General features: G+C 35.8%; 22 protein-coding genes. 5 read left to right on the top strand and 17 right to left on the bottom strand.

The window, feature by feature from the left end; all coding sequences use genetic code 11:
* Nucleotides 1–144 precede the first annotated feature (144 nt).
* Nucleotides 145–642: a hypothetical protein gene (locus ACQKN4_RS01720; protein ID WP_427481920.1), complete on the bottom strand. Its 498-nt coding sequence runs from the start codon at nucleotides 640–642 to the stop codon at nucleotides 145–147.
* Between the two features lie 207 nt (nucleotides 643–849).
* Between ACQKN4_RS01720 and ACQKN4_RS01715 the strand changes: the two genes are divergently transcribed.
* Complete coding sequence (locus ACQKN4_RS01715) at nucleotides 850–1,533, top strand: hypothetical protein (RefSeq protein ID WP_427481918.1); 684 nt, start codon at nucleotides 850–852, stop codon at nucleotides 1,531–1,533.
* Nucleotides 1,534–1,952: 419 nt separating this feature from the next.
* Here the strand turns inward: ACQKN4_RS01715 and ACQKN4_RS01710 are convergent, their stop codons facing one another.
* Nucleotides 1,953–2,711, bottom strand: coding sequence for an alpha/beta fold hydrolase (locus ACQKN4_RS01710; protein WP_427481916.1), 759 nt, complete (start codon nucleotides 2,709–2,711; stop codon nucleotides 1,953–1,955).
* A 344-nt stretch (nucleotides 2,712–3,055) separates the two neighbouring features.
* On the opposite strand from ACQKN4_RS01710, the gene ACQKN4_RS01705 reads away from it, so the two are divergent.
* The 4 genes from ACQKN4_RS01705 to ACQKN4_RS01690 all read left to right on the top strand — a co-directional run bounded on the left by ACQKN4_RS01705 (nucleotide 3,056) and on the right by ACQKN4_RS01690 (nucleotide 6,042).
* Nucleotides 3,056–3,484 (top strand): HEAT repeat domain-containing protein, encoded by a 429-nt coding sequence (locus ACQKN4_RS01705; protein ID WP_427481914.1) that lies wholly within the window; start codon nucleotides 3,056–3,058, stop codon nucleotides 3,482–3,484.
* Nucleotides 3,485–3,950: 466 nt separating this feature from the next.
* Complete coding sequence (locus tag ACQKN4_RS01700; RefSeq protein WP_427481912.1) at nucleotides 3,951–4,808, top strand: NAD-dependent epimerase/dehydratase family protein; 858 nt, start codon at nucleotides 3,951–3,953, stop codon at nucleotides 4,806–4,808.
* A 36-nt stretch (nucleotides 4,809–4,844) separates the two neighbouring features.
* A complete protein-coding gene (locus ACQKN4_RS01695; RefSeq protein WP_427481910.1) occupies nucleotides 4,845–5,078 on the top strand; it encodes a DUF2798 domain-containing protein in 234 nt (77 codons plus the stop codon).
* Nucleotides 5,079–5,169: 91 nt separating this feature from the next.
* Entirely contained in the window at nucleotides 5,170–6,042 is an 873-nt protein-coding gene (locus tag ACQKN4_RS01690) for a sigma-70 family RNA polymerase sigma factor (protein ID WP_427481908.1), read from the top strand.
* 146 nt (nucleotides 6,043–6,188) lie between these two features.
* On the opposite strand, the gene glpK is transcribed toward ACQKN4_RS01690, so the two are convergent.
* The 15 genes from glpK to isdC all read right to left on the bottom strand — a co-directional run bounded on the left by glpK (nucleotide 6,189) and on the right by isdC (nucleotide 23,173).
* Nucleotides 6,189–7,685: a glycerol kinase GlpK gene (gene glpK / locus ACQKN4_RS01685; RefSeq protein ID WP_427481906.1), complete on the bottom strand. Its 1,497-nt coding sequence runs from the start codon at nucleotides 7,683–7,685 to the stop codon at nucleotides 6,189–6,191.
* A 27-nt stretch (nucleotides 7,686–7,712) separates the two neighbouring features.
* Nucleotides 7,713–8,516: an MIP/aquaporin family protein gene (locus ACQKN4_RS01680; RefSeq protein ID WP_079559610.1), complete on the bottom strand. Its 804-nt coding sequence runs from the start codon at nucleotides 8,514–8,516 to the stop codon at nucleotides 7,713–7,715.
* Nucleotides 8,517–8,671: 155 nt separating this feature from the next.
* On the bottom strand, nucleotides 8,672–9,235 hold the full coding sequence (locus tag ACQKN4_RS01675; RefSeq protein WP_079559609.1) for a glycerol-3-phosphate responsive antiterminator: 564 nt from the start codon (nucleotides 9,233–9,235) through the stop codon (nucleotides 8,672–8,674).
* Between the two features lie 127 nt (nucleotides 9,236–9,362).
* The gene (locus tag ACQKN4_RS01670; protein WP_427481903.1) at nucleotides 9,363–11,006 is read right to left on the bottom strand and encodes a glycerol-3-phosphate dehydrogenase/oxidase; all 1,644 of its coding nucleotides are present in this window, start codon (nucleotides 11,004–11,006) and stop codon (nucleotides 9,363–9,365) included.
* A gap of 451 nt (nucleotides 11,007–11,457) precedes the next feature.
* Nucleotides 11,458–12,033, bottom strand: coding sequence for an RloB family protein (locus ACQKN4_RS01665; RefSeq protein WP_079559607.1), 576 nt, complete (start codon nucleotides 12,031–12,033; stop codon nucleotides 11,458–11,460).
* 91 nt (nucleotides 12,034–12,124) lie between these two features.
* Nucleotides 12,125–13,414 (bottom strand): AAA family ATPase, encoded by a 1,290-nt coding sequence (locus ACQKN4_RS01660; protein ID WP_079559606.1) that lies wholly within the window; start codon nucleotides 13,412–13,414, stop codon nucleotides 12,125–12,127.
* 511 nt (nucleotides 13,415–13,925) lie between these two features.
* Complete coding sequence (locus ACQKN4_RS01655) at nucleotides 13,926–14,852, bottom strand: NAD-dependent epimerase/dehydratase family protein (protein WP_079559605.1); 927 nt, start codon at nucleotides 14,850–14,852, stop codon at nucleotides 13,926–13,928.
* A 362-nt stretch (nucleotides 14,853–15,214) separates the two neighbouring features.
* Nucleotides 15,215–15,742, bottom strand: coding sequence for a YceI family protein (locus ACQKN4_RS01650; RefSeq protein ID WP_079559604.1), 528 nt, complete (start codon nucleotides 15,740–15,742; stop codon nucleotides 15,215–15,217).
* Between the two features lie 369 nt (nucleotides 15,743–16,111).
* The gene (gene srtB / locus ACQKN4_RS01645) at nucleotides 16,112–16,870 is read right to left on the bottom strand and encodes a class B sortase (protein WP_427481899.1); all 759 of its coding nucleotides are present in this window, start codon (nucleotides 16,868–16,870) and stop codon (nucleotides 16,112–16,114) included.
* Between the two features lie 11 nt (nucleotides 16,871–16,881).
* Complete coding sequence (locus tag ACQKN4_RS01640; protein ID WP_427481897.1) at nucleotides 16,882–17,652, bottom strand: ABC transporter ATP-binding protein; 771 nt, start codon at nucleotides 17,650–17,652, stop codon at nucleotides 16,882–16,884.
* Nucleotides 17,653–17,658: 6 nt separating this feature from the next.
* Nucleotides 17,659–18,624 carry a FecCD family ABC transporter permease gene (locus ACQKN4_RS01635; protein WP_079559601.1) on the bottom strand — a complete coding sequence of 322 codons (966 nt, stop codon included), beginning with the start codon at nucleotides 18,622–18,624 and terminating at the stop codon, nucleotides 17,659–17,661.
* A gap of 128 nt (nucleotides 18,625–18,752) precedes the next feature.
* On the bottom strand, nucleotides 18,753–19,676 hold the full coding sequence (gene isdE, locus ACQKN4_RS01630) for a heme ABC transporter substrate-binding protein IsdE (RefSeq protein WP_079559600.1): 924 nt from the start codon (nucleotides 19,674–19,676) through the stop codon (nucleotides 18,753–18,755).
* A 15-nt stretch (nucleotides 19,677–19,691) separates the two neighbouring features.
* The gene (locus ACQKN4_RS01625) at nucleotides 19,692–21,005 is read right to left on the bottom strand and encodes an NEAT domain-containing protein (protein ID WP_427481894.1); all 1,314 of its coding nucleotides are present in this window, start codon (nucleotides 21,003–21,005) and stop codon (nucleotides 19,692–19,694) included.
* A gap of 81 nt (nucleotides 21,006–21,086) precedes the next feature.
* Nucleotides 21,087–22,532 (bottom strand): NEAT domain-containing protein, encoded by a 1,446-nt coding sequence (locus ACQKN4_RS01620; protein WP_427481892.1) that lies wholly within the window; start codon nucleotides 22,530–22,532, stop codon nucleotides 21,087–21,089.
* Nucleotides 22,532–23,173, bottom strand: coding sequence for a heme uptake protein IsdC (gene isdC, locus ACQKN4_RS01615; RefSeq protein WP_427481890.1), 642 nt, complete (start codon nucleotides 23,171–23,173; stop codon nucleotides 22,532–22,534). The genes ACQKN4_RS01620 and isdC overlap by 1 nt, the downstream gene beginning before the upstream one ends.
* Nucleotides 23,174–23,253 lie beyond the last annotated feature (80 nt).

Here is a 23,253-nt window from a genome sequence, read left to right as displayed (position 1 = left end):
AATTCTCAATATACACTATATGATTGTCTGGAATAAACATGCTTCAAGGCGTTGCTATAGAAACTGTCTCAATATTGAGTTACGACAAAATGACTATTCTAACCCTTTAGCACAAAAATCGCCCCCGTTATTTGAAGTGAAAACTTATTTCTTCCATCCTACAGCAATATCATTGGAGGAGAATTCAATCACCAATTTAATTTGAGGTGAGTAAATATATCTGTCCCAATTTCTAACTTCTTCAACTCTATGTATAATTCTAATCAGTTTTGTTTGAATGACATGTTGAGAGTTAAGGTCAATAATATAGCAAATTTCATTAGTCACTTTATGATTTTTAATGACTAGTTCTGCTAATGCACCTTCATAATCAACAAAGTTAGAAAATATAGTTTTGTAAAACATAAATGTCCATTCAATTCCGTTAGCACCAAATGGAAATTCATCAAATAATTCTTCTGTAATTTTTTTCGAATCTTCTTTTGATAATATTTCCACTTCCTCTTTAGAAACAATATTTGGAAACAACGCATAAACTTCCTTTAAAATCGTTTCGTATTCCCTTTTTTCCTCTTCTTTTAATTCTTTTTGTTTTTGCTTGGCTAGCAACTCTTTTAAACGTTCCTTTTTATCCTTCACCATATTCACCCTAACTATTTAGTTTATTGTATGTAAAAGTTTACAAATTCATCTTTCTCCAATCTGCTCCGTTAGAACCAGATGCGACTGTCCTAATTAAATAATCTCCATCAATACTTAATGTACTATGCTATGTTCGCAAACATTTCTAAAAAGATTTATAGTTATTATTACTCGGTAATTTTACACTGTAATTCTGGGGGACAAAAATTGAAAAAAGTATTAATGGTATTTTCTTTATTTTTAGTAATGATTTTAGGTGCATGTAATTCTCTTTCTAACGATAAATTAATTAAGGATTATGTGAAAGATACACACGGATTCGACATCGTAATAAAAAGTTCGAATAAAAATTCGTTAGAATTAGGTAGGGATTCATACATTGTTTCTCCTGTTGACCATCAAGAATTAGAATTTACTGTTACAGTAAATTCGTATTCATCGGAAGATGAGTCTAAATTGAATTACAGAAATAAGCATTTAATCAAAGATAATTATTCAACTGCATTAGCAGCGGATACGGAACTACACAAATTAGATAAAGTTATTCCAGAAATCGAAAAACTTGGATTTAACGAATCATTTAATGATGAACCTAGAGTGTTTTTTAGCGAAGAGAAAGATGATATTTGGGGTTTTTTATATTCTACTTCTCATTTGGATATTAAGAATTTTGAAGAAAAAGATTTTGACCGCTTATACGAAGTTCAAAAATTAATAAAACAAAGTGGTGCGTCATTTGACCTTATTATTGTCTCAGATACGAGAGAACTAAATGATAGAGGTTCCTTAGCATTAGATATAAAAAAGTTGAAGGATGTAAATACAAAAGAAGAATTTTTGCTGAAAATGACAAAAGAAAATCCAGGCATCATTTTACGAAAAGAAGATTAAGCCAAAAGCTTCAATAGAGTATATTTTTCTAGAAAAAGGTTTAAATGACCCGGTGGGATGAAATCAAAAAACATTCTTCCACTTTAGATTTTATTAACAAGAATTTTTAAATAAGAAGAAGCATTCGGCACAAATATGTTAACCGAATGCTTTTTTTAGCTATTTTCTAAAAGATTGTTGTTATTCAGCCTATACTAATTCGTTTATCAATTCTCAAAGGTAGCCGACTATGTATTCTCTGCCTGTCGTTACTTCAATATCTTTATTTCATCTAATCCATTATTAATAGCTTCCCAGACAGGTGTGACCTCAAATTGTTCATACGGATGTTACAGATCACTGTAGACCTACCTCTACTTGTTATTTCATATATTTCAATGATCTTTAATAAACGCACCTCGTTCGTTGAATAAGGGTGCTCACTTTCCCATCCCATTTAACATCAATAAAATCTCTTCTATCACAATATCAGGCTCATCATGATGTATATAATGTCCACTACGACTAGCAATCCGGAACTTACTTGACGTTGACAGCCATTGGAATTCTGCTTGTAGACTTTGTTCAATTTTTAATATTTCTTGAGAAGGCCATCCGTCTTCAATACTATCGGGTAAACCTCTAGTAATAATTGAGAGAGGGATGTCACTTTGTCTTGAATGTTCAACAATTTGCTTATAACTCTGTATTTTATCAATTTTCTCACTATTTAACATAGGATTCTCGAAATATTCCCTATTTCCTGCAAGTAGATTTTCTGGTAGAGCCTTTTCATAGGCAAGTTCTTTATATTCTGGTGCAGCGTCAACCAAAACCAAACCACAGATATCCAGTGGATAAAGACTGGTATACAATCTGGCGACCAACCCACCAAAAGAATGTCCTACCAATATATATGGCTTCTCCACGTCAAGCGCTTGCAACAATTCGGAGAGCTCCTTGACTAGATCACAGCAAGTCCGTGGAACTGCTACATCTTGACTCCTGCCAATACCCGCCCTGTCATAGGACAAGGTTGACGTTTCATCCGATATTCTGTCTTGGACCTTTTTCCATGTTTCATGGCTATCGCCTAACCCTGCAATAAAGATTACGCTTGGTGTATTTTTACGTTGGTATTTATTGAACAGTATACGCCTATCATAGAAATCGATTATCTTTTTAAGTTGTATAGTCACTTTTAATCACCCAATTAAATTATAAACTTCACAATATTTTCCGTCTATGCAACTCTGTAATCTTTTACTAAAGCACCCCGTTAGCCACCCATGAAGCACCAAAATCAGAACTTCACCACAGAAAATGAAAGATGATTAAGTTCTTTCATGGGAGTTTAATAAGAAAAGCAAATCTAATAAAGGATAGTACATACTTATGATACGGTTCACTAATGTAGTTAGTTTTCATTTTCTATATATATCCTTACCAGCAATTCATCGCTATTTTCACCCAGACAACGTATAATAAGAGAAGCAGAAGAAGAATTCATTTTTCCTCTAGTTCAAAAAAGAGGTGCAATTACTTGAAACAGCTTGAAACAGCATTACCTGAGCAGTATGAAGCATTAAAAAAACAGGCCAATTATACGTCTAGCTGGCGAGAGCGTTTAGACGCAGTCGAAATGTTATCGGCTTATCAACATGACAAAATCATAGATTTATTAAAAAATCGTATGCAGCATGATACTGTCAACAAGGTGCAATTAGCAGCCTATGAAGCACTCGCGGCGTTTGGTGAGGACGTAGAGAAGCCATCACCTGCACGTTTTGATATTATCAAAGGTACAGATAAAATTTTCCTGCGGGTGAAAAAGAGCTTGCCTAAGGACCATACAGTGGCAGACTTTGCGGATAAACTAAAACGTATGCGTTTAGATGTCTTTGATGCGTATGAAGGCGACAAAGGTGTACAATTTATGAACTGGTTAGAGGAACGTTGGGCAAAACTATAATCAGTAGTTTTGCGATTTATGAAGGAAGGTCATTCTCTCCGCTTGTGGAGGGAATGGCTTTTTCTTATCTTACGCTGCGGTTCATCGAAACTAATATTAAATTGTATTACTTCTTTTCTTTGATCATCTATCTTTATTGTTTAATGATAAAACAAACACCTTATTAAACTATCCTGCTCCGTTAGTACAATAAGAAAAAAGAGCTGTCTAAAACAGCTCAATGTTCTTCAAATAAAGCACCCCGTTACTAAGTACATTTATTTCACAAACCTTCTCTTTTATACAGTTCTTTAATACAAGGTGCAACTATACATAACACATGAAAAACAGTAAAGGATTCGGTTCTCTTATATTGTACATAACTATTTTTATAATTTCTTTTAAAAGTGTCACACTTCCTAATCCCTAATTGTCTTAGTTTTTAGAGATATTAATCTTGTATTTATAATAATTAGGAGGTTTATTTATGAAAATATTACTTGCTGGTTCTACTGGTGTATTAGGAAAAGTGGTGATTCCGATCTTAATAGAAGAGGGGCATGAAGTAATCGGGATGATTCGGTCAGAAAAACATGTTAAAACAATGCAAGAGATGGGGGTAAAACCAGTAATTGCAGATGCGTTTGATCGAGATAGTGTTTATGCAGCCTTAATTGAAACTCAACCTGATATTGTAATGCATCAACTAACTGCACTAAGTAGTGGTGATATAATTGATAATTCGAAAATAAGAATAGAAGGAACAAGAAACCTTGTTGATGCAGCTAAATACGTTGGAGTAAAAAAGATAATTGCACAAAGTATTTCATGGGCTTATGAGCCTGGGAATACGCTAGCTATAGAAGAAACACCTTTAGATACTAATGCCGTATTACCTCGCAAAAAAACAATTGATGGAGTTATTTCATTAGAGGAAAAGGTAAAAGAAATGCCTGAGTTCGTTATCCTTCGCTATGGTACATTATATGGTCCTGGAACTTGGCTTTCGGGTAACGGTCTAATTGCTAAACAATTACAAAGTCAGGAACTAAACGCAACAAATGGGATATCATCCTTTATCCACGTAAAAGACGCAGCAAAAGCAGCTGTATTAGCTTTAAATTGGCCGTCAGGATCTGTAAACATTGTAGATGATGAACCTGCAAAAACCTCTATTTGGCTTCCCTATTTTGCTGAAGTTATCGGGGCCCCTCTCCCTCCTATAAATGATATATATGATTCTTGGGAACGAGGAGCATCAAATGAAAAAGCAAAAAAACAATATGGCTGGGAACCTATTTACCCTTCTTGGACAAAAGGATTTAAATTGTTGCATCATTATTAATAATAAAATGAAATATAATATAAGAAGGTTAAATTTATGAACATAAATAAAATTTATAAGTCTTTTATTTACACTGTTCTAATTGGACTTTTTAATTCTTGTTTCATATCGTTTATCCTTGTTTCTATAAACTTAGGATATAGCCATACATTTTTAATTCATTGGCTACCAATGTGGGGAGAAGCATTTTTGTGTGCTATGGTTTGTGCTTACATTTTTCCACGGATTATAAATAAATTTATGACATTCATTACTTTTGTAGATAAATGATAGATAAAATATAAAATGTATGTAGAATATTCCTCGGATTATGATATGCATAATATTAGAGAGGGAAGGGTTTATCGTGTTGATCAATGACTTGAATATAGAAGACTTATATAAAGAATATAAGAATTATTGTTTATCCATAGCATACTATTTACTTGGTTCAATGACAGATGCTGAAGATATTGTTCAAGATACTTTTTTGAAATTAAAAGAACATGAAAATATTGAGAAAGATATTACTAATTTAAAAGCTTATATAAATAAAATGATCGTTAACCGCTGTATGAATGAACTAAAATCAAGTAGAAAAAAGAAAGAAAATTATATAGGTACATGGTTACCCGAACCTATACTACAGACCTTCAATAGTGAGCCTCTTGAGAATCTAATCCAGTCAGATCAATTAAGCTATTCATATATGGTTCTTATGGAAAAACTTTTACCTAAAGAGAGGATAGCTTACGTATTAAGAAATGCTCTAGGGCTAAAGCATAGTGAGATTGCCGATGTTCTTAACACAACGACTATTAACAGCCGTAAGATATTGAGTAGAGCACAAATTAAAATGGGAAGAAAAAGCGAAAAAGATTTGACTGTTAATCTTCAGAAAACTTATATAGAACAATTTATATGGGCATTATCCAACGGAGATATTCATGGAATAACCCATTTGTTATCTAATGATATTCTATTTGCAGCTGATGGAGGAGGTAAAGTAAGAACGGCAATAAACATCATTGAAGGTAAAGAGCGAGTATTAGCTCTTATTTCAGGAATAGCAAAAAAGTTTTTCTTTGGAAAAAGCGCTACTGCAGCTATAATAAATAATCAATATGGAATAGTAGTTACTGAAAATGATAAAATAACAGGCGTTTTTTGTTTTGACTGGAATTCTTCATCCGAAACAATTAACAAGATTTTCTATGTAGTAGATCCAAGTAAGTTGAAATATAATCCTATTTAAGAATACGTTTGTATATGGAAAGTTCTTTACCTATAACAAAACCTTGATCGGCTACTGAAATGATCCCCCAGTTAGATTTTTATCTAACAACCGGGATCCGCTTCAAATCAGCCTATCAAGGTTTTTTCATCTCTATTCAGTTATCTTTATTTAAACGCTTGAGCAGCAGCCACAGCTTTTTTCCACCCTGCATAGATTTCTTGACGATGTGAGTCATCCATATTAGGTGTGAACTGACGATCTAAATTCCAATACTCACTAATTTCATCTGTCGAGTTCCAGAAGCCAACTGCTAAACCTGCTAAGTACGCAGCACCTAAAGCTGTTGTTTCATTAACGACTGGACGATCAACAGGTACATTTAATAAATCTGATTGGAATTGCATTAAGAAATTATTTGCAACTGCCCCACCATCTACACGTAATTTCGCCAACGGAATATTGGCATCAGCTTCCATCGCACCAAGTACATCTTTTGTTTGATACGCCAACGCTTCTAATGTTGCACGTACAAAATGTTCTTTAGAAGTACCACGAGTTAAACCGAAGACTGCACCTCGTACATCTGAATCCCAATAAGGTGTTCCAAGGCCAACGAATGCAGGAACTACATAAACACCTTCTGTTGACTCTACACGTTCAGCATATTGCTCAGATTCTGAAGCAGAACGGAACATTCGTAAGCCATCACGTAACCATTGAATCGCAGAACCAGCTACGAAAATACTTCCTTCTAAAGCGTAAGTTACTTTGCCATTTAAGCCCCATGCAAGCGTAGTTAATAAGCCATTCTCTGATTTCACTGCCTTTTCACCAGTATTCATCAACATAAAGCAGCCCGTACCGTAAGTGTTTTTAACCATACCTTCTTCGAAACAAGCCTGACCGAATAGTGCAGCTTGTTGGTCACCTGCAGCCCCTGCAATTGGAACAGCAGAGCCGAAGAACAGAGCTTCCTCCGTATAGCCATACACTTCTGAAGAAGGACGAACCTCAGGAAGCATAGATGCAGGAACGCCTAAAATGTCTAAAATTTCTTCATCCCATTTTAAATCATAAATGTTGTACATTAATGTACGAGAAGCATTTGAATAATCTGTAACATGGACTTTACCACCTGTTAATTTCCATATTAACCACGTATCAATTGTACCGAATAATAAATCGCCTGCTTCAGCTTTTTCACGAGCACCTTCAACATTGTCTAAAATCCATTTTACTTTTGTACCTGAGAAGTACGCATCGATTAATAAACCTGTTTTATCACGGAATAAGTCATTGTAACCGTTTTCTTTCAGTTCCTCACAAATAGCGTTCGTTTGACGTGATTGCCAGACAATCGCATTATAAATTGGTTTACCTGAATGTTTATCCCAAACAACAGTTGTTTCGCGTTGGTTTGTAATACCGATCCCAGCAATTTGATTGGATTCAATATTTTTTGCAGAAAGCACTGTAGCGATACAAGAAAGAATAGAAGACCAAATTTCTTCTGCATGATGTTCAACCCATCCGGATTGTGGGAAATATTGCGGAAATTCTTGTTGTGCAACGTGGAGAATGCTCCCTTTTTCATCAAACAAAATAGCACGTGAGCTTGTTGTACCTTGGTCCAAAGCTAAAATATATTTTTTTTCTGACATCGGAAATACCTCCAAATAATTTTTTAATTACTCTTCACTTTTAATATTTTTCACTGTCATTTGAGCACTGATAAAAATAATAACTACGATAATTGCTAATACCCAAAATGCGATGCTATTTTCTCCCTCAAAAATTTGTTGGAAAAATAGAGCACCGAATGTACCACCGATAATTGGACCTACAACTGGAATCCATGCGTATGACCACCCTGAGTCACGTTTACCTGGGATTGGTAAGAAAAAGTGCGCAATACGTGGACCTAAGTCACGCGCAGGGTTTATTGCATAACCAGTAGGACCTCCTAATGCCATCCCGATGACTACAATTAACATACCAACTAGAAATGGATTTAAGCCATCCGTAATTGTATTTGTTCCTAATGCTAGAATACCTAAAACAAGTATAAATGTACCAATCATTTCTGAAATTAAGTTTGATAATGGATGCTTAATAGCTGGCATTGTAGAAAATACAGCTAGTTTCGCTTCCGGATCTTTCGTACCCTTCCAATGTGGTAAATACATAAAATAAACGAGTACTCCACCTAAAAATGCACCAATCAATTGTGCGGCAATATACGTAGGTACGTCTTCCCATGGAAAATTACCGATAGTAGCAAGCGCGATTGTTAAAGCAGGATTTAAATGAGCCCCACTAATACCACCAACAGCATATGCAGCCATAGCTACAGCTAGACCCCAAGCGAATGTAATCACTACCCATCCACCGCCAAAACCTTTCGATTTGTGCAGTGATACACCTGCAACAACGCCACCACCGAATAAAATAAGAATCATCGTGCCGACAAGTTCAGCTGTAAATGTTGACATACAAAAACCCCCTTTGTAAATAGTACACCTAGCAAAAAAATAAACCCACACTTAAACAAACTGCAAGTTTCAATGCAGATGAATAAATGTGGGTTCCTTTTCCTAACCACGCGCTTTTTAACTTATGTACATTGTAGAGAAAATAACATACATAGTCAACAATATTTTTGGAAATTTTCCCACAAGTTCTTATTTGATGTTGTAATCGCTACTGCTCCAGCTGATAACGCTTCCTCTATACTTTCAGCTGTGCGAACTAGCCCACCTGTAATAACAGGAATTTTTGTACGCTGGTGCACTTCTGAAATCATAGAAGGAATAACACCTGGTAATAGTTCAATAAAATCTGGCTTCGCTGATTCTATCATTGAAAAGCTTTTTTCAAGCGCGATCGTATCAATTAAAAAGACACGCTGAATAGCAATAATCCCACGAGCTTTTGCCTTTATTAACATATTAGAACGCGTGGAAATTATTCCTGCTGGACGGATATCATTGCATAAAAAATCAGCTGCAAAGTTATCCGTTTTTAAGCCATGAATTAAATCTGCATGAATAATTAATTTTTTACCGTTCCGATCCGCCTCTCGTTTTATTGACATGAGCAAACTAATATGCACTTCTAATAGAACAATGTATTCGAATCGACTATTTAATATTTCATCAAATTGCTTTACTGTTCGTGCAGCGGGAATAATTTGTTGATTATTGAAATTCATTTGATTTCCCCTTTATATGCCACAGGACGTGGTGTTCTTAGACTGATTCCCTATATTTCAGGGTGTTTAGGCACCAGCTGAAAGAAGTTAAAAAGTCAGGTCGCCATTAAGACGACCTTCCTTTTTATTATAATGCAGTTGTAGCTCTTGTTATTTCTAAATTTAAATCTTTTTCAAATTGAGTACGTTGTTCAGGAGACCAATTTAATTGTTTTGCCATTTCATCTAATACCGCATCTTTATATTGTATAACAAGGGCGATATTAAAGAACATATAGGCTGTACGACGAATCATAAAGTCGTTTGGATGAACAACCATTTCATGATGGATACCATACAGTAGTTGAGCATATAGCCCTTGAGGTAAAACAGGATGCTGTTCTTTAGCATATTCAAAAACAGTGTCCACATTAGAACCGTAATGATGCGCTAAATGTTTTGCTTCCTCTTCCGATAATCCGATTTCGACACCCATTTTTGTTCGTTTTGATACGAAGGCATCTAAGTTTTCAGAGCCGCCAACATCACCACCAGATATACGAATATTCTTTGTATGACATGGTTTTGATGAAATACTAAAGCGTTGCTCTAAATCTTGTGCAATCTTATTTAAAACTGTTTCAGCCATTTTTCGATAACCTGTTAATTTACCGCCAGCGATTGTCACAAGACCTGAAGGAGATTCCCATACTTCGTCCTTACGAGAAATTTCAGATGGATTTTTACCTTCTTCATGAATTAATGGGCGAACACCTGCCCAGCTTGATTCGATATCTTCATCTGTGACTTTTACTTTTGGGAACATGTAATGAATAGCCTTCATAATATAATCCCGATCTTCTTGATGGATATTCATTTCACGTGCATCGCCTTCGTAAAATGTATCTGTCGTTCCAACATATGTCTTCCCATTTCGAGGAATTGCAAACACCATACGACCATCAGGTGTATCAAAATAGACAGCTTGACGTAGTGGGAATTTAGATTCATCAAAAACGATATGCACACCTTTAGATAAAATTAAATGCTTACCATTTTGTTTCCCTTCGATCGTACGAACTTCATCTACCCATGGACCCGCAGCATTTACAACTTTTTTTGCACGAATATTAAATGCCTTCTGGGCAATCAAATCTTGTGCTACGATACCATTAATTTTCTTTTCGTCATTGTATAAAAAGTTCTCTGCTTTTGTATAGTTAATGAGTGTAGCGCCTTTTTCGATGGCAGCTTTGGCAACTTCGACTGTCATACGTGCATCATCAGTACGATATTCTACATAAACACCACCGCCACGTAATTCCTCAGCTTTGACCAAAGGCTCTTTTTCCATTGTTTTTGCAGGATTTAACATATATCGACGCTCAGAACGTTTAACCCCTGCTAAAAAATCATAAACACGTAAACCAACATTCGTTGAGAATTTACCAAATGTGCCTCCTTTATGGAATGGCAGTAGCATCCAAACTGGCGTTGTTACATGTGGTCCATTTTCATAAACGATTGCACGCTCTTTCCCTAATTCTGCAACCTCTTTTATTTCAAATTGTTTTAAATAACGAAGTCCACCGTGCACTAATTTTGTCGAACGACTAGAAGTCCCAGCTGCGAAGTCTTGCATCTCAACTAACGCTACAGAAAGCCCACGAGCAATTGCATCAAGTGCGATACCACAACCTGTAATACCGCCACCGATCACCAATAAATCGTATTCTTTATTTTGTAATTCTTCAATCGTTTGTTGACGTTGTATTGCTGAAGCCGTACTCATAATAAAATTCCTCCTTAATTTAAGAACGAAAAAAAAGAGACCATTAAAAGCACATGTACACAATGTACATATGTTTTTAATGGTCTCTCAATCGCTCAAACCTTATATTAACTTAACTTCATTGTAATGTGTTTAGAGAGAAAAGGCAAGTTCGATAGGCTAAATCAAATACAAAACACCCTTTTCAATCATTTATAGGTTTAGAACGTTCATATGTACTGTTTAATTGTCATGGCTTCTGGTGTTATTTATTCCCCAATACAACAAATTTATTTATCTACATTTTGAATTGTGGATAAATAAATCTTAATTGTCGTTGTCGCATTGAATGGAGTCGCCGAGTCGTAACGAAGATCAACTTAATATATGTCATACTTTTAATAATTGTTATTCACACCTCTTTGTGCTGAAATATAAAAACAACAGGTTTTTGGGCACCCGCTGAAAGAAGTTAAAATATGTATTGTATCATTTCATGTATGTTGCAATAAGGATTATCACGGCTTTCTGTCTTGCGAAGTGCCATCATATCTGTGCAATTTTTAATAGCAACCTCATGTCGAAGTGCGATAGGAGCAATGACAGATTCATCCGCTTTATGACGAATATAACGTGTTATCCCAAGATGCTGCTCCATTTTGTCATTTAATACTGCACGAGGATACTTTTCAGACATATCGACCTCTTCAAAATGCAATAGTAGCCATAATTCGAACGCTTCATTTGAATAGGCAATATGAATATTATTCTCCTCACAAAAGTCATTCACTTCCTCTAATTGCTTTTCGGTTAAATCATCCTTATCAAAAACAATCCAAACCTCATCAAAATATTGATAGCTTGAATCTCGATAGGCATGCTGCGCAAGCTTAATAGCCGAACGTTTAACGTTTTTTATTTTGACACTTACCAGTTTGGAGCGCTTTAAAATACGCAGTTGCTCAAAATAAATGCGTTCGGTTTCACCTTCACAATAAATTAAAATGGTTTTACGCAGTGTTCGATTCCCTTGTTGACGTACTCTCACTGCTCAGACACCTCCCACTTCCTATCAATTATGCCTCGGCTGTCGCACAGATAAATTGCCACCGGACTTGGCGTTCTTCGACTGAGTTCCTCTATTTTAGCGGGGTGTTTGGATACCCGTTGAAAGAAGTTAAATATTGATCTGATAAATATTCATTAATAACCGGTGTAGCCCCAAATTCTCCTTTTAAGTAACGCTTGGCATAGGAAATATCTCCACGTTTCTTTTGCAAATCTGCAAAATCAAATAAAGAGTATAATTCGGATTCATTTTTAAAGCTTTTATTTACAAACCATATTTGATCGGAACGTAATGGCTGGTCTAATAAATCAATTTCATGACTTGTGACAACAAATTGATTCGTAACGTTACGCTTGCTGTTCATAATGGCCATTAAAAATTCGCAGATGGACACATGAAATGCTGTATCAAATTCATCTATAAAAATAGTCTTCCCCTTATTGTATGCATCTACCATGACACATGCTAAATGCAGCATACGGACTGTCCCCTTTGAATCCATCGTCCAATTGATCGTCTCTGTCCCGATTGGCGCACCTGCTTCATCGAACGATAAATAGTGCAAATCGATATCCACTTCTTGAATAACCTCTGGCGTGTCAAAATCATAGCCAATCGTATTTTTCTCTCTACGCTCAACGCGTCTTGCCGTCACATCTTGAATAGAAAAGTCTGCAACTTTTAGCAACTTCATCACTTCTTTTTTAAAGGGCTCCTCTTCAAGTTTACGAATAAGTGGATGACTTGATAACCGATTCGCTTCATCTAAAAACAATATTTTATGTAAAAACCAATCAAATATTTTCGTAGCATCTGGGTCATTAAAGACATTTAATACTGATAAGAACGCTGTATTATTACGCGTATATTTTGTCAGCTCTTGCGCTGTGCTTTCGGCAGTTTCATACAAATATTCTGTTCCATCCCATTGTCTATTAAAGAGCTGTTCTTTCAAAGATTTTGTCGTTTTAGTTAACCCTTCATAAAGTACTTGTGAAGCATTATATTGAACCTCATAATCGTACAGTACCCCATCTATGAATAATGAAATCATAAATTCAGTCGGTTTCCCTTGCTGACCTCCTAACTTAAACGGCTGGTAGGGCAAACGTAGTTGTTTAACATTATTCAGATTTTCAAAGTTAAACAATAAAGAACGTAAAATTTTTATAGCCGTGAATAAGTTCGATTTCCCACTTCCATTTGGTCCGAAAATAAAGGCACTTTTCACAAGGCATATCGAGTCAAATTTCATCGTATGTGTGTCCTTTAATTTACGAATACGGCTTCCCGCAACCATTGAAAATAGTGTTTCCTCTTTATAACTCAGGCAATTTTTCACTCTAAAATCTACTAGCATATTTGCAAGCCTCCGTTCAATTCCATAACATTCCTTTTAAAAGATAATTATACTATAGCCTAAAAAAACAACTATTACTCCGTGTAATGGTCATCACCAAAAGTTTGGGATGACTTTTGGTAAAACCTATACTATACATATAAGTTGAATGGAGTGGAGGCTGGGCGACTTCTTGGGAATCAGCGAAAGAGGAACGAAGGCTAAAACCATTACGTCCTGTGATAACACCTTCGTGACCAACATCAAATGTTTTCTGTAGCGACAGCAACAACAAATGTTTTATCTGTGCGAAAGCGTAGCGGCAGCTACAAAGCGCCCAGCTGGAACGGAAATCAACCACGTTTTGTTGATGACCCTGCGTAATTCCAATTATAAAATGCACACTTTAGGATGAATGATAAGTTTTCACCAGTAATTTAAATTATAAAAAGACGATTTTCCCTTTATGAAAGAGTAAATCGCCTTTATCATGTTGGTGATCTTTAACTACTAAGCTTTTGTGTACAACTTTTTATATTTCTACTATCTTTTCATCTTGTAACGCTTGCAATGTACGCTCTATACCTTCCGCAAATGAAGTTTTTGGCCTCCACCCTATTGCTTTTGCTAACTTTTCATTATTTAAAAACGAATGCTCAATATCTCCCTCTCTTGCAGGAGCATATTGAATTTCTAAAGGATGATTTAAATGCTGCAATAATAAAATGACTTGATGAATCGACCATGCCTCATTCGTTGATACATTATAAATGCCTTGTAATCTAGCCTGTACACCGGCGTAAATAGCATCCGCAATGTCCTCTACATATATGAAATCTCGTGTTTGCTCTCCATCTCCATAAATTGTAAAGGGCTTTTCTTCTATACTGCTTTTTAGCATACAAGGAATAACCGCTGCTTCGCCCTGCATACGTTGTCCTGGACCGAATACATTAGCAAATCTATAAATTAATGTTGGTAAACGGTAATCTTTTTGCCATTTCTCGCAGTAAGACTCACCAATACTTTTGTTTAATCCATACATCGAAATCGGTTCACTAACATCTGTTTCTTCTATTGGAGGATAGTGACTATCTCCATAAACAGCTGCCGACGAGGCGAAAACGAAATGCTTTACCTTATATTTTGACGATAAGAAGAGCATCTGACTAAGCCCTACAATATTCGATAAAACATCCTTTACTGGTTCTTGTATCGATTTTTGGACACTTGTTTGCGCTGCACAATGAATGACCACATCAAATGATGTTTCTCTAAAGAGATGCTCACAAACTTCATCTTCCACATTCAAAAGATAAGATTTATGCTCAAAGTCGACATTACGTAAATGGCCTGTACTTAAATTATCAATAATATAAACATTTGCACCTTCTTTAAAAAAACGCCTTGCGACTGCACTACCAATAAAACCATATCCACCTGTCACTAATACATTCATCCCATCGCCCCCAAAAACTATATGATGTTTTATATGCAGTAATTACTAAAATTATGCAAGTAACATATTTATCGTGTTATTTTTCGGGAACATTTCTCATACAAAAAATGTATCATCATCAAAACGTGTGGTTGATTTCCGTTCCAGCTGGGCGCTTTGCTTTCGCTACAGAAATCATTTGTTGTTGGTCACGAAGGCGTTATCACAGGACGTGATGCTTTTAGCCTTCGTTCCTCTATATCGCTAATCCCCAAGGAGTCGCCCAGCCGTTACGAAGAGACGTTTTAACAAAAGTCATCCAGAGCTTTTGGTGGTGAACAAAAAAAATGTGCCCGATATGTATCGAACACATTTTACAAATGTTAAGCTGGGCTTACTTCCAGTTCAACTGCAATTTTGATGTCTTTACCTACTAGAACACCGCCAGTTTCTAATGCAGCATTCCAAGTTAAGCCAAATTCTTCACGATTGATTGTTGTCGCAGATTCAAAGCCATAAACTTCTTGGCCCCATGGATTTGTACCTTTACCATTAAATTCAGTATTAAATGTTACTGATTTCGTTACGTCTTTAATTGTTAAATCACCTGTAATCGCAAATTCATCATCCGATTTTTTTGTAATGTTTGTTGATTTGAATGTGATTGTTGGATATTTTTCAGCATCGAAGAAATCTGCTGCTTTTAAGTGATTATCACGATCTTCACTACGTGTGTTAATGCTTGCTGCATCAATTGTAAAGCTAATGTTTGCTGTTGTTAAATCTGCAAGATCTGCCGCTTCAATATTTGCTGAATAAGTATCGAATACACCTTTCACTTTTGATACCATCATGTGCTTTACTTGAAAGTTAATTGCTGAGTGTCCTAAATCAATATTCCATTTTGCCATTTTAAATTCCTCCAATAAAATTATTTTTATCTCGAATTCGAGATATATGTTAAAATATGAAGCAACTACATTAATTATGTTCCCCAAAATTTAACGGATAAACATTTGTAGTTACTTCTTTCATACATAATAGTTACGAAAAGTAATTAATTACTTTATGTAACTTACTGTACATTAATAATTTACTTACGTCAAGTTATTTTTTAATAATTTTTTTAAAATTCAAGGTATCACGTTTTTTGAGTTAAGTAATTTATTTTCCAAGATTATTCTACCTTAGCGGTTCTTCGTATTACCTGAGCGATTTCTCCAACTCGGAAATATATAAATAAAAAAGAAGCCACCCAATGAAATGGGAAGCTCCTTATCTCAGCGTTTCACTAATTTACCTTGGACGACAAAACGATGGTCGTCACTCAAGACAGAATCCTTACAAGTGGATAGCGTAAGAATTTTGTCTTCTGGTCCAATCTCTATATTCATTTCGATTGCAGAGCGTGTTTGAATTTCGTCTGTGAATTTTAGGAATGTATCATTGCTCGTAAATTCTGTTTCAATATAATAAAAATCAATTGTTGTTTCATAAGCAGCAAACACTTCGACATCATAGCCTTCATACAGAGTGTCTAAATAAATGACAGGATGTTCGTCTGCATATTGCTGATTTAAGTAATTTTTAAGACTCCCAAACATCGTACTATTCTTCATAGCATGGCCGTACAAAATAGTATTTTGGTTTAGATCCTGCACATTATTACGATAGTCCATAAATACACTGCCTGCACGACTTTCTCGATCTTTAAAATTATGATCTAAATAAAAATCATTATTTTCAGCTTGTAGGATAGGATTATTGAGCTTTGTCCCGTCTACAGAAATCCAACCAACAATATTTTTATTTACCGATAGTAAATCATTGAATTGTGGACGGATTGTGAATGGCGTTGATGAGCTTTCTTCCACTTCATCTTCTAAAGAAGCCAATGTTGATTGATAAATCGTTTGTACTTCTTCCAGTGATTTTGAAGTCTCATAGTACGTGTATAAGTACTTGGCTAATGCAAAGCCTGAGTATAAGAATATAGCTAAATATATAAATGTTAAAAACTTAGATGTCCATTTTTTCATCGTATCACCAGTTATATTCCAAGAGGGACCATGTAAAATCCATGCTGCTCATCCTCATTGAAAATAGCTTTAACACCATAGACTTCTTTAATAACTTCCTTTGTAATGACGTTACGTGGTGCTCCCTCAGCTATTATTTGTCCAGCTTTCATCAAAATGATTTGATCGCTATAGCGAATCGCCTGATTTATATCGTGAAGTACCATAACGATTGTTAAGCTATGTTCCTCATTTAACGCCTTTACAAGCTCCAATAACTCAATTTGATAATAAATATCCAAATATGTTGTCGGCTCATCCAAACATAAAATTTCAGATTGCTGTGCTAAAGCCATAGCAATCCACACTCGCTGACGTTCCCCACCTGATAAAGCCTCTAAATCGGTATCTTTTTTTTCTAGTAAGTTCGTGCAAGTAAGTGCCCATTCAATAGCTTCGGCATCTTCCTCTTCATTTCTTTTTAACATAGTACGATGTGGTAAACGTCCAAAACTCACTAATTTTTCTATTGTTAAATCTTTTGGCGCATCATTTTGCTGATAGACAATCGCGAGTTTTTTTGCAAACTCTTTTGGCTTGTAGTGCACCAAATCCTTGTTTTCTAAAGATGCATTCCCCGATATCGGTATATTGTTGCGGGACATAACACTTAATAATGTTGATTTTCCACAGCCGTTTGGACCGATAATCGTTGTGATTTTACCCTTTTGAATGGTCGTCGATACACCATCTAAATGATTTCGAGTATTATCATGCGATACGATAATATCTTGTATTTCCATGTTTCCTCACTCTTTTCGTAATAGGAATATTAAGAATGGTCCACCGATAATCGCCATAATGGTTGAAGCTGGTATTTCAAGGGGTGCAGCCATTGTGCGACCAATCGTATCTGCCACTAATATTAATAAAGCTCCAGCTAATGCTGTAAAAGGTATAAGCACCTTATGATCATGTCCAACTAAACGACGAGAAATATGTGGCACTAACAGACCGACGAACGAAATAACTCCTGCTACGACAACGGAAACAGCTGATAATAGTACCGCGACAGCTGCTATTAATAGACGAGCACGAGCTACATGAAAGCCTAGACTTTTCGCTGTTTTGTCTTGTAATACTAGCAGATTACACCAACTATATAACGCAAAGGCAGCTATTAATCCGACAGTACCATAAGTAACAATTGTTGATACGTCCTTCCACGTACGCATCGTTAAGTTTGAACCTATAACGCTGGCAGCAGAAGTATTCAATGAGCCTCCTAAACTAATGAAAGTCTCTGTTAACCCCGTGAACATTGCATTTATAGCAATCCCGACTAAAATAAGCTTCAACGGACTTAAACCTGACTTCCATGACAACGCAAAGACGAGTGCGCAGGCAAATGCCCCACCCATAAATGCTAATACAGGTGTCATAAAAAATAGTGCTGGAAAGAAGGAAATAATAAAGAGCTGGACAAATGCCGCTCCTGAAGATATCCCAATAACTCCAGCATCCGCTAACGGGTTACGCATCACTGATTGTAATAGTACCCCTGAAACCGAAAGTGCTGCACCAGCAAACAATGCAACAATGATTCGTGGAAATCGCAAATCCCGGATAGCCTCCATTTGACTATTTCCTTCATCAAATAATGCACCTATAAATTCAAAAAAGCCCATTTTAATGCTACCTGTTGTTGCTGCATAAACTGCTGAAACAAGTAATAATACAATTACAATTGAAAAGCTTACAATTTTTTTTGTCATACCGGACTTCCCTTTTCTTTTCAAATTCCATCATGTTATATGTACATCTACAACTTTGCTTAAAACATATATAAGAAAAGCGCTCTATAACAAGGCTATGCTTGCGATACGAGCGACATTTCTAGTTTCTATTTACGATAGAAGATTTCCATTAGCTGTCCTAAAGCCTGTGGCACTTGTAATGAAGCTGTAGTACCGAACAATTCTTCCTCTAAATCATAGACTTTGCCGTTTTTTACTGCGTCAAAATGCTTCCATATATCATTCGTTTTAAATTCCTCATCAAACATTTTTACTACTTCATCTGGCATACCGTGTGATAGACGTAAAATAATATCAGGGTTACTACTATGCAAGTACTCAGTATTCGAAGACAAGTATTCAGCGTCCTGCCCCTCCATCACATTAATACCACCTGCACGTTTCACAAGGTCTCCTGCATAGGAGTTTTCAGTTGCAACTAAATAACTACCCGGAATGCCAAGTAAAATTAATACACGAGGTCCCTCTTTGTTCTTTGCAACTGTTTGAACAGCATCAATATTTTTTTGTAATCCATTCACTAACTTCTCAGCTTGTTCTATACGATTATAGCGTTCGCCAAGTGTTTTAATTTCGGAAAGCATAGCATCAACACTTTGAAAGTTTAAAAAGTGTACCGGTATTTTTAGCTGCTTGAATTTATCTTGTAAATCATACTCCAACGTTGAAACTGATAACACATCTGTTGGATTTAATGATTTAACAATCTCCATATCTGGCTCCATTGCATTACCGATAGTAGGCAATTCATCGAAGCGTTTAGCTATTTTTTTTTCTGTTTCAGGCACTGCTATAGCGTCCAATTCAAGCTTATCTAGAATGTCTGCAATAACGACCGTTCCTGCAATAATACGGTGTTCATTCTCATCAGTTGTTTCAGCTGATGGTTGTGCTTTTTCCGTAGGTGTCTCTGACTTTTGTTGCTTATTTCCATCACTACAGCCAGCGACTGCCAAAAGTAATGTCATAAGCGCCATCATGAGCAACCTACATTTCCAATTCTTTCGCATAAAGTCATCTCCTACTTATTTCTGTTCCGTCACATCTTTTCTTGAATTTTTAAAACGGCGAACGAGCAATAAGCCCGATAAAAGACAAGTTACTACTAGCAATACTATCTTTACAATGTTCAGCCGAGCAAGCTGCTGATCGACTTTAGAATCCTTCGTTATTTTTTTGGGGGTTTCTTCTTTAACATCAGCTTTCTTGTCGTCTTCTTCATCCTCAATAGGCGCATCAAGCGTACGGTCAAATGCTAACCGCTCCTCCTTAGGCACAGTTAATGAAGGCTGAAATGATGGCAGTGGTCGTGACGTCTGAGGCTGTTTGACCGCAGTCTCTTGTTGTGTTACCTCTGTTACCTTTTTCATTCCCTCTTTAACAATAACAGGTGCCTTTTTCACTTCCTCTTTAACAATAACAGGTAGCTTTTCACTCACTACTTGCTTAGAGGGTTCTTTTGTAGAAGGCTTATTTAGAAACTTTGCTACTTGTTGTGGATCGAACTTTAGATTTACGAAATATTGATGGTGATAAGAAATATCAGGTATATCAACTTTAGCCCACAGTCGTATTGGCTTTTCAAAATTACTAATTTCAAATTCAACAATTCTTGTATTGTCTACAAGTGAAATAAGCTTTGGTTCCACTTGATTTCCTTGTTGATCTACAGTTAATCCTGTTATCCAATTAGATTTTAAAATTGTCATGTGGGCATAATATTTGCCGTTTTTTTCTTTTATTTTTGCAATAGGATTTACATATGTATTCATAATGGATTGTTCGTTTTTTCCATCTACTAATAGTACGTAATTCATTGACCATTCCTTATCATAGACTTCTTCTGAAAGAGATTCTTTACTATCGTTTTCCGGAATAACTTCCTCATCCTTAGGTCCAATTATTGAAAGGGTTGTTAATTGTAATTGAAGCTCCTGGGAAAAAGGGAAATATTCCTCAGAGGCTGAAAGTGCCATCTTGCCTTTAATGAAAATAGGCTGATGTAAATCCTTGACATCAAATTGAACTAAATTTTCAGTCTGAACGTTTGACGAAAGCTCATTTTCCAGCTGGTCGATATGTATATCTCTTATACTCAATGGCTGATTTATAGTTAAATTCAAGCTATATTGACCGTTCTTCACATCAATTGTCGCCAATTCACTAAAAATATTGTCTTTCCCTCCATCTAGAGATGAAAAACTTAGTTCAACTTGATAGCTCCCATTTTCTAATACAGATTCTTCAGCTTTTGCCTGAAGCCATACAAATGGAGGGAGAAACATCAGTAAAATAGTACTCAACACGAATACTCGAAATATTTTTCTATTGTTAATCACTGTGTAAATTCCTCCAATTTCTTTAAGAACACAGTAACTTCCTTCCTCGATTAAGTGAGAAAGGAAGTTGCTGTAACCGTATTATTTATTCATGTATTGTAATGAGCCATTTAAAATTTTTGCCATATGCGCGCGTTTTAATGGACTGCTTGCATTAATAACAGTCTTACCTTTAGCATCGGCAGATCCAGTCATGATTTTACCTGCATATAAAAACGCAAATGCTTTTCTCGCTTCTTCACTTTTAACAGTTGCACCATCAGCATAATAAGACAAACTTGGATCACCATAGTTCATTTCTTTTCCTGCAACATGCGTTACTGTTCGGTAAATCATCACTGCAGCTTGTTGACGAGTAAGTGTGTCATTTGGATTAAATTTTTCAGCTTTCATAACAATTCCAGCTTCAGTTAAAGCATTAATTGCTTGTACACGTTCTGCGTCAAGCTTCGCTGTATCTTTAAATCCAGCATCTTTTGTAGAAGTTACATTTAATGAACGAGCAATCATTAACGCAAATTGAGAGCGTGTAATATTGTCATTTGGTTTAAAGTAATCTTGACCCTTAACAATTCCCTTGCTATATAATGCTAGAATTGCATCTTTATTAGCATCATTACTAATATCCTTAAATGGATTCACCACTGGTTTCACTGCGTTTTCCACAGCAAAACTAAATTGAACTTGGTGGTTCGAGTCATAATTCACGCCTTTGTCTGGCTCATTTACAACAATATGCAACTGTGCATTCACAAGTTTCTTTAAGTCTGCCACTTCAAATGAGTACTTACTTGTATTTGTTGCATCGTCTTTACTTACTAAAGTCGCTTCTTTTCCCTCTACTTTGAATCCTTTAACATATTGACCTTGAGGGAACGTCATAGTAACGATGTTTTTACCATTTACTACTGATACATCTACTTTTGATTTAATATATTGCTTCATAATCGATTCTTCAGAAGTACCGTTTTTGTAAACAGTGACAGCCACTTCATTTACTTTAACTTCTTCTTTAACCTCTTCAGACTTACCACTTTCTACTGCTTTTAAATCAAAATCATACCACTTGTCCATATTAGCTGAAGCTACGACAACGTGGATTTTCGCTGACAATACTTCGCCAGCTACCACTGGAAAACTATATGTAATTGTTCCATCTGCATTTTTCACTTCAGTAGCATCTACAAACTTATCACCTTGCTTTGTTTGTAAACCTGCGATCATTGGGGCAGATTTTGCTGCTACCGTTAATTTCGCCTCAAATTTCCCATCCTTTTCAACGATTGTACCTTGTGTTACAAGATGAGAACTAATTGCAGGTTGTGGTTCTGTTGTTCCAGGCTTAAAAGTTTGGAAATCTACAATAGTACCAGTATTCTCAGATTTAGTAGCTTCTGCTTTTACTTCAGTATTTGTAGTCGTTACATCAGCTACCTTTGCAGATGCAAATGATGGTACTGAAAGTGATGCTGCTAACAATGAAGCTAGTACTATTTTTGTTGCGCGTGATTGACGTTTTTTAGCCATTATTGACCCTCCGTTTTTGTTTGTAGTTTTTTTCTATAAAGTAAAAATGCTGATCCAGCTAATGCAACAATCAATACATATGGTGTTGCATCGCTTGTTTGTGGGTTCGGCACATGACTTTCAGAAGAATTTGTTGGAGCATTAGTCGCTTTCGAATCAGATGATTTCGTTGAAGCATCAGTCGTTTTTGTTTCAGATGCTTTTGCTACTGTTGCGCTTCCTGCAGATACCGCATCAAATACTAGTGAAACACTGTATTCGTGATGATAATTAATATCGTCAATATCAATTTTCATAGCAGTTACAACTGGTTTCGTTAAATCTTTCACTGTAAATTGTACGGTACGAGTATCAGCTGCTTTATCTTCACTTACTACAGTTGCTCCACCTGGTGGTTGGAACTTTGTAATCCATGCACTATTTTTCAATGTAATTTGTACAGTAGCTGTCCCATTTTTCAATGTGACCTTTGCTGGTTTTAGAAAATAATCATTCGCAATGGATACAGAGTTACTTTCAGGTTTATTGACCTGATATTGTATCGAATGTGTGCCGTCAGCTAGTTGGGCAGACGCTTGCGGTAACGCAAAGTTACATACAAACAAAGTTACAAGCATAACGAACATCATTAATTTCTTCATGTGTTGTACGCCTCCTCTAAAATAATAGAAAAATTCAATTCCGTAAAAACATGATTGAAAGTACCCTTCGGAATGAAAAT

This window comes from Lysinibacillus sp. NPDC093692 (genome assembly GCF_050280125.1).
Classification (GTDB): Bacteria; Bacillota; Bacilli; order Bacillales_A; family Planococcaceae; genus Lysinibacillus.
The sequence above is the reverse complement of the archived record's forward strand: the minus strand, read 5'-3'. Positions and strand labels throughout refer to the sequence as shown.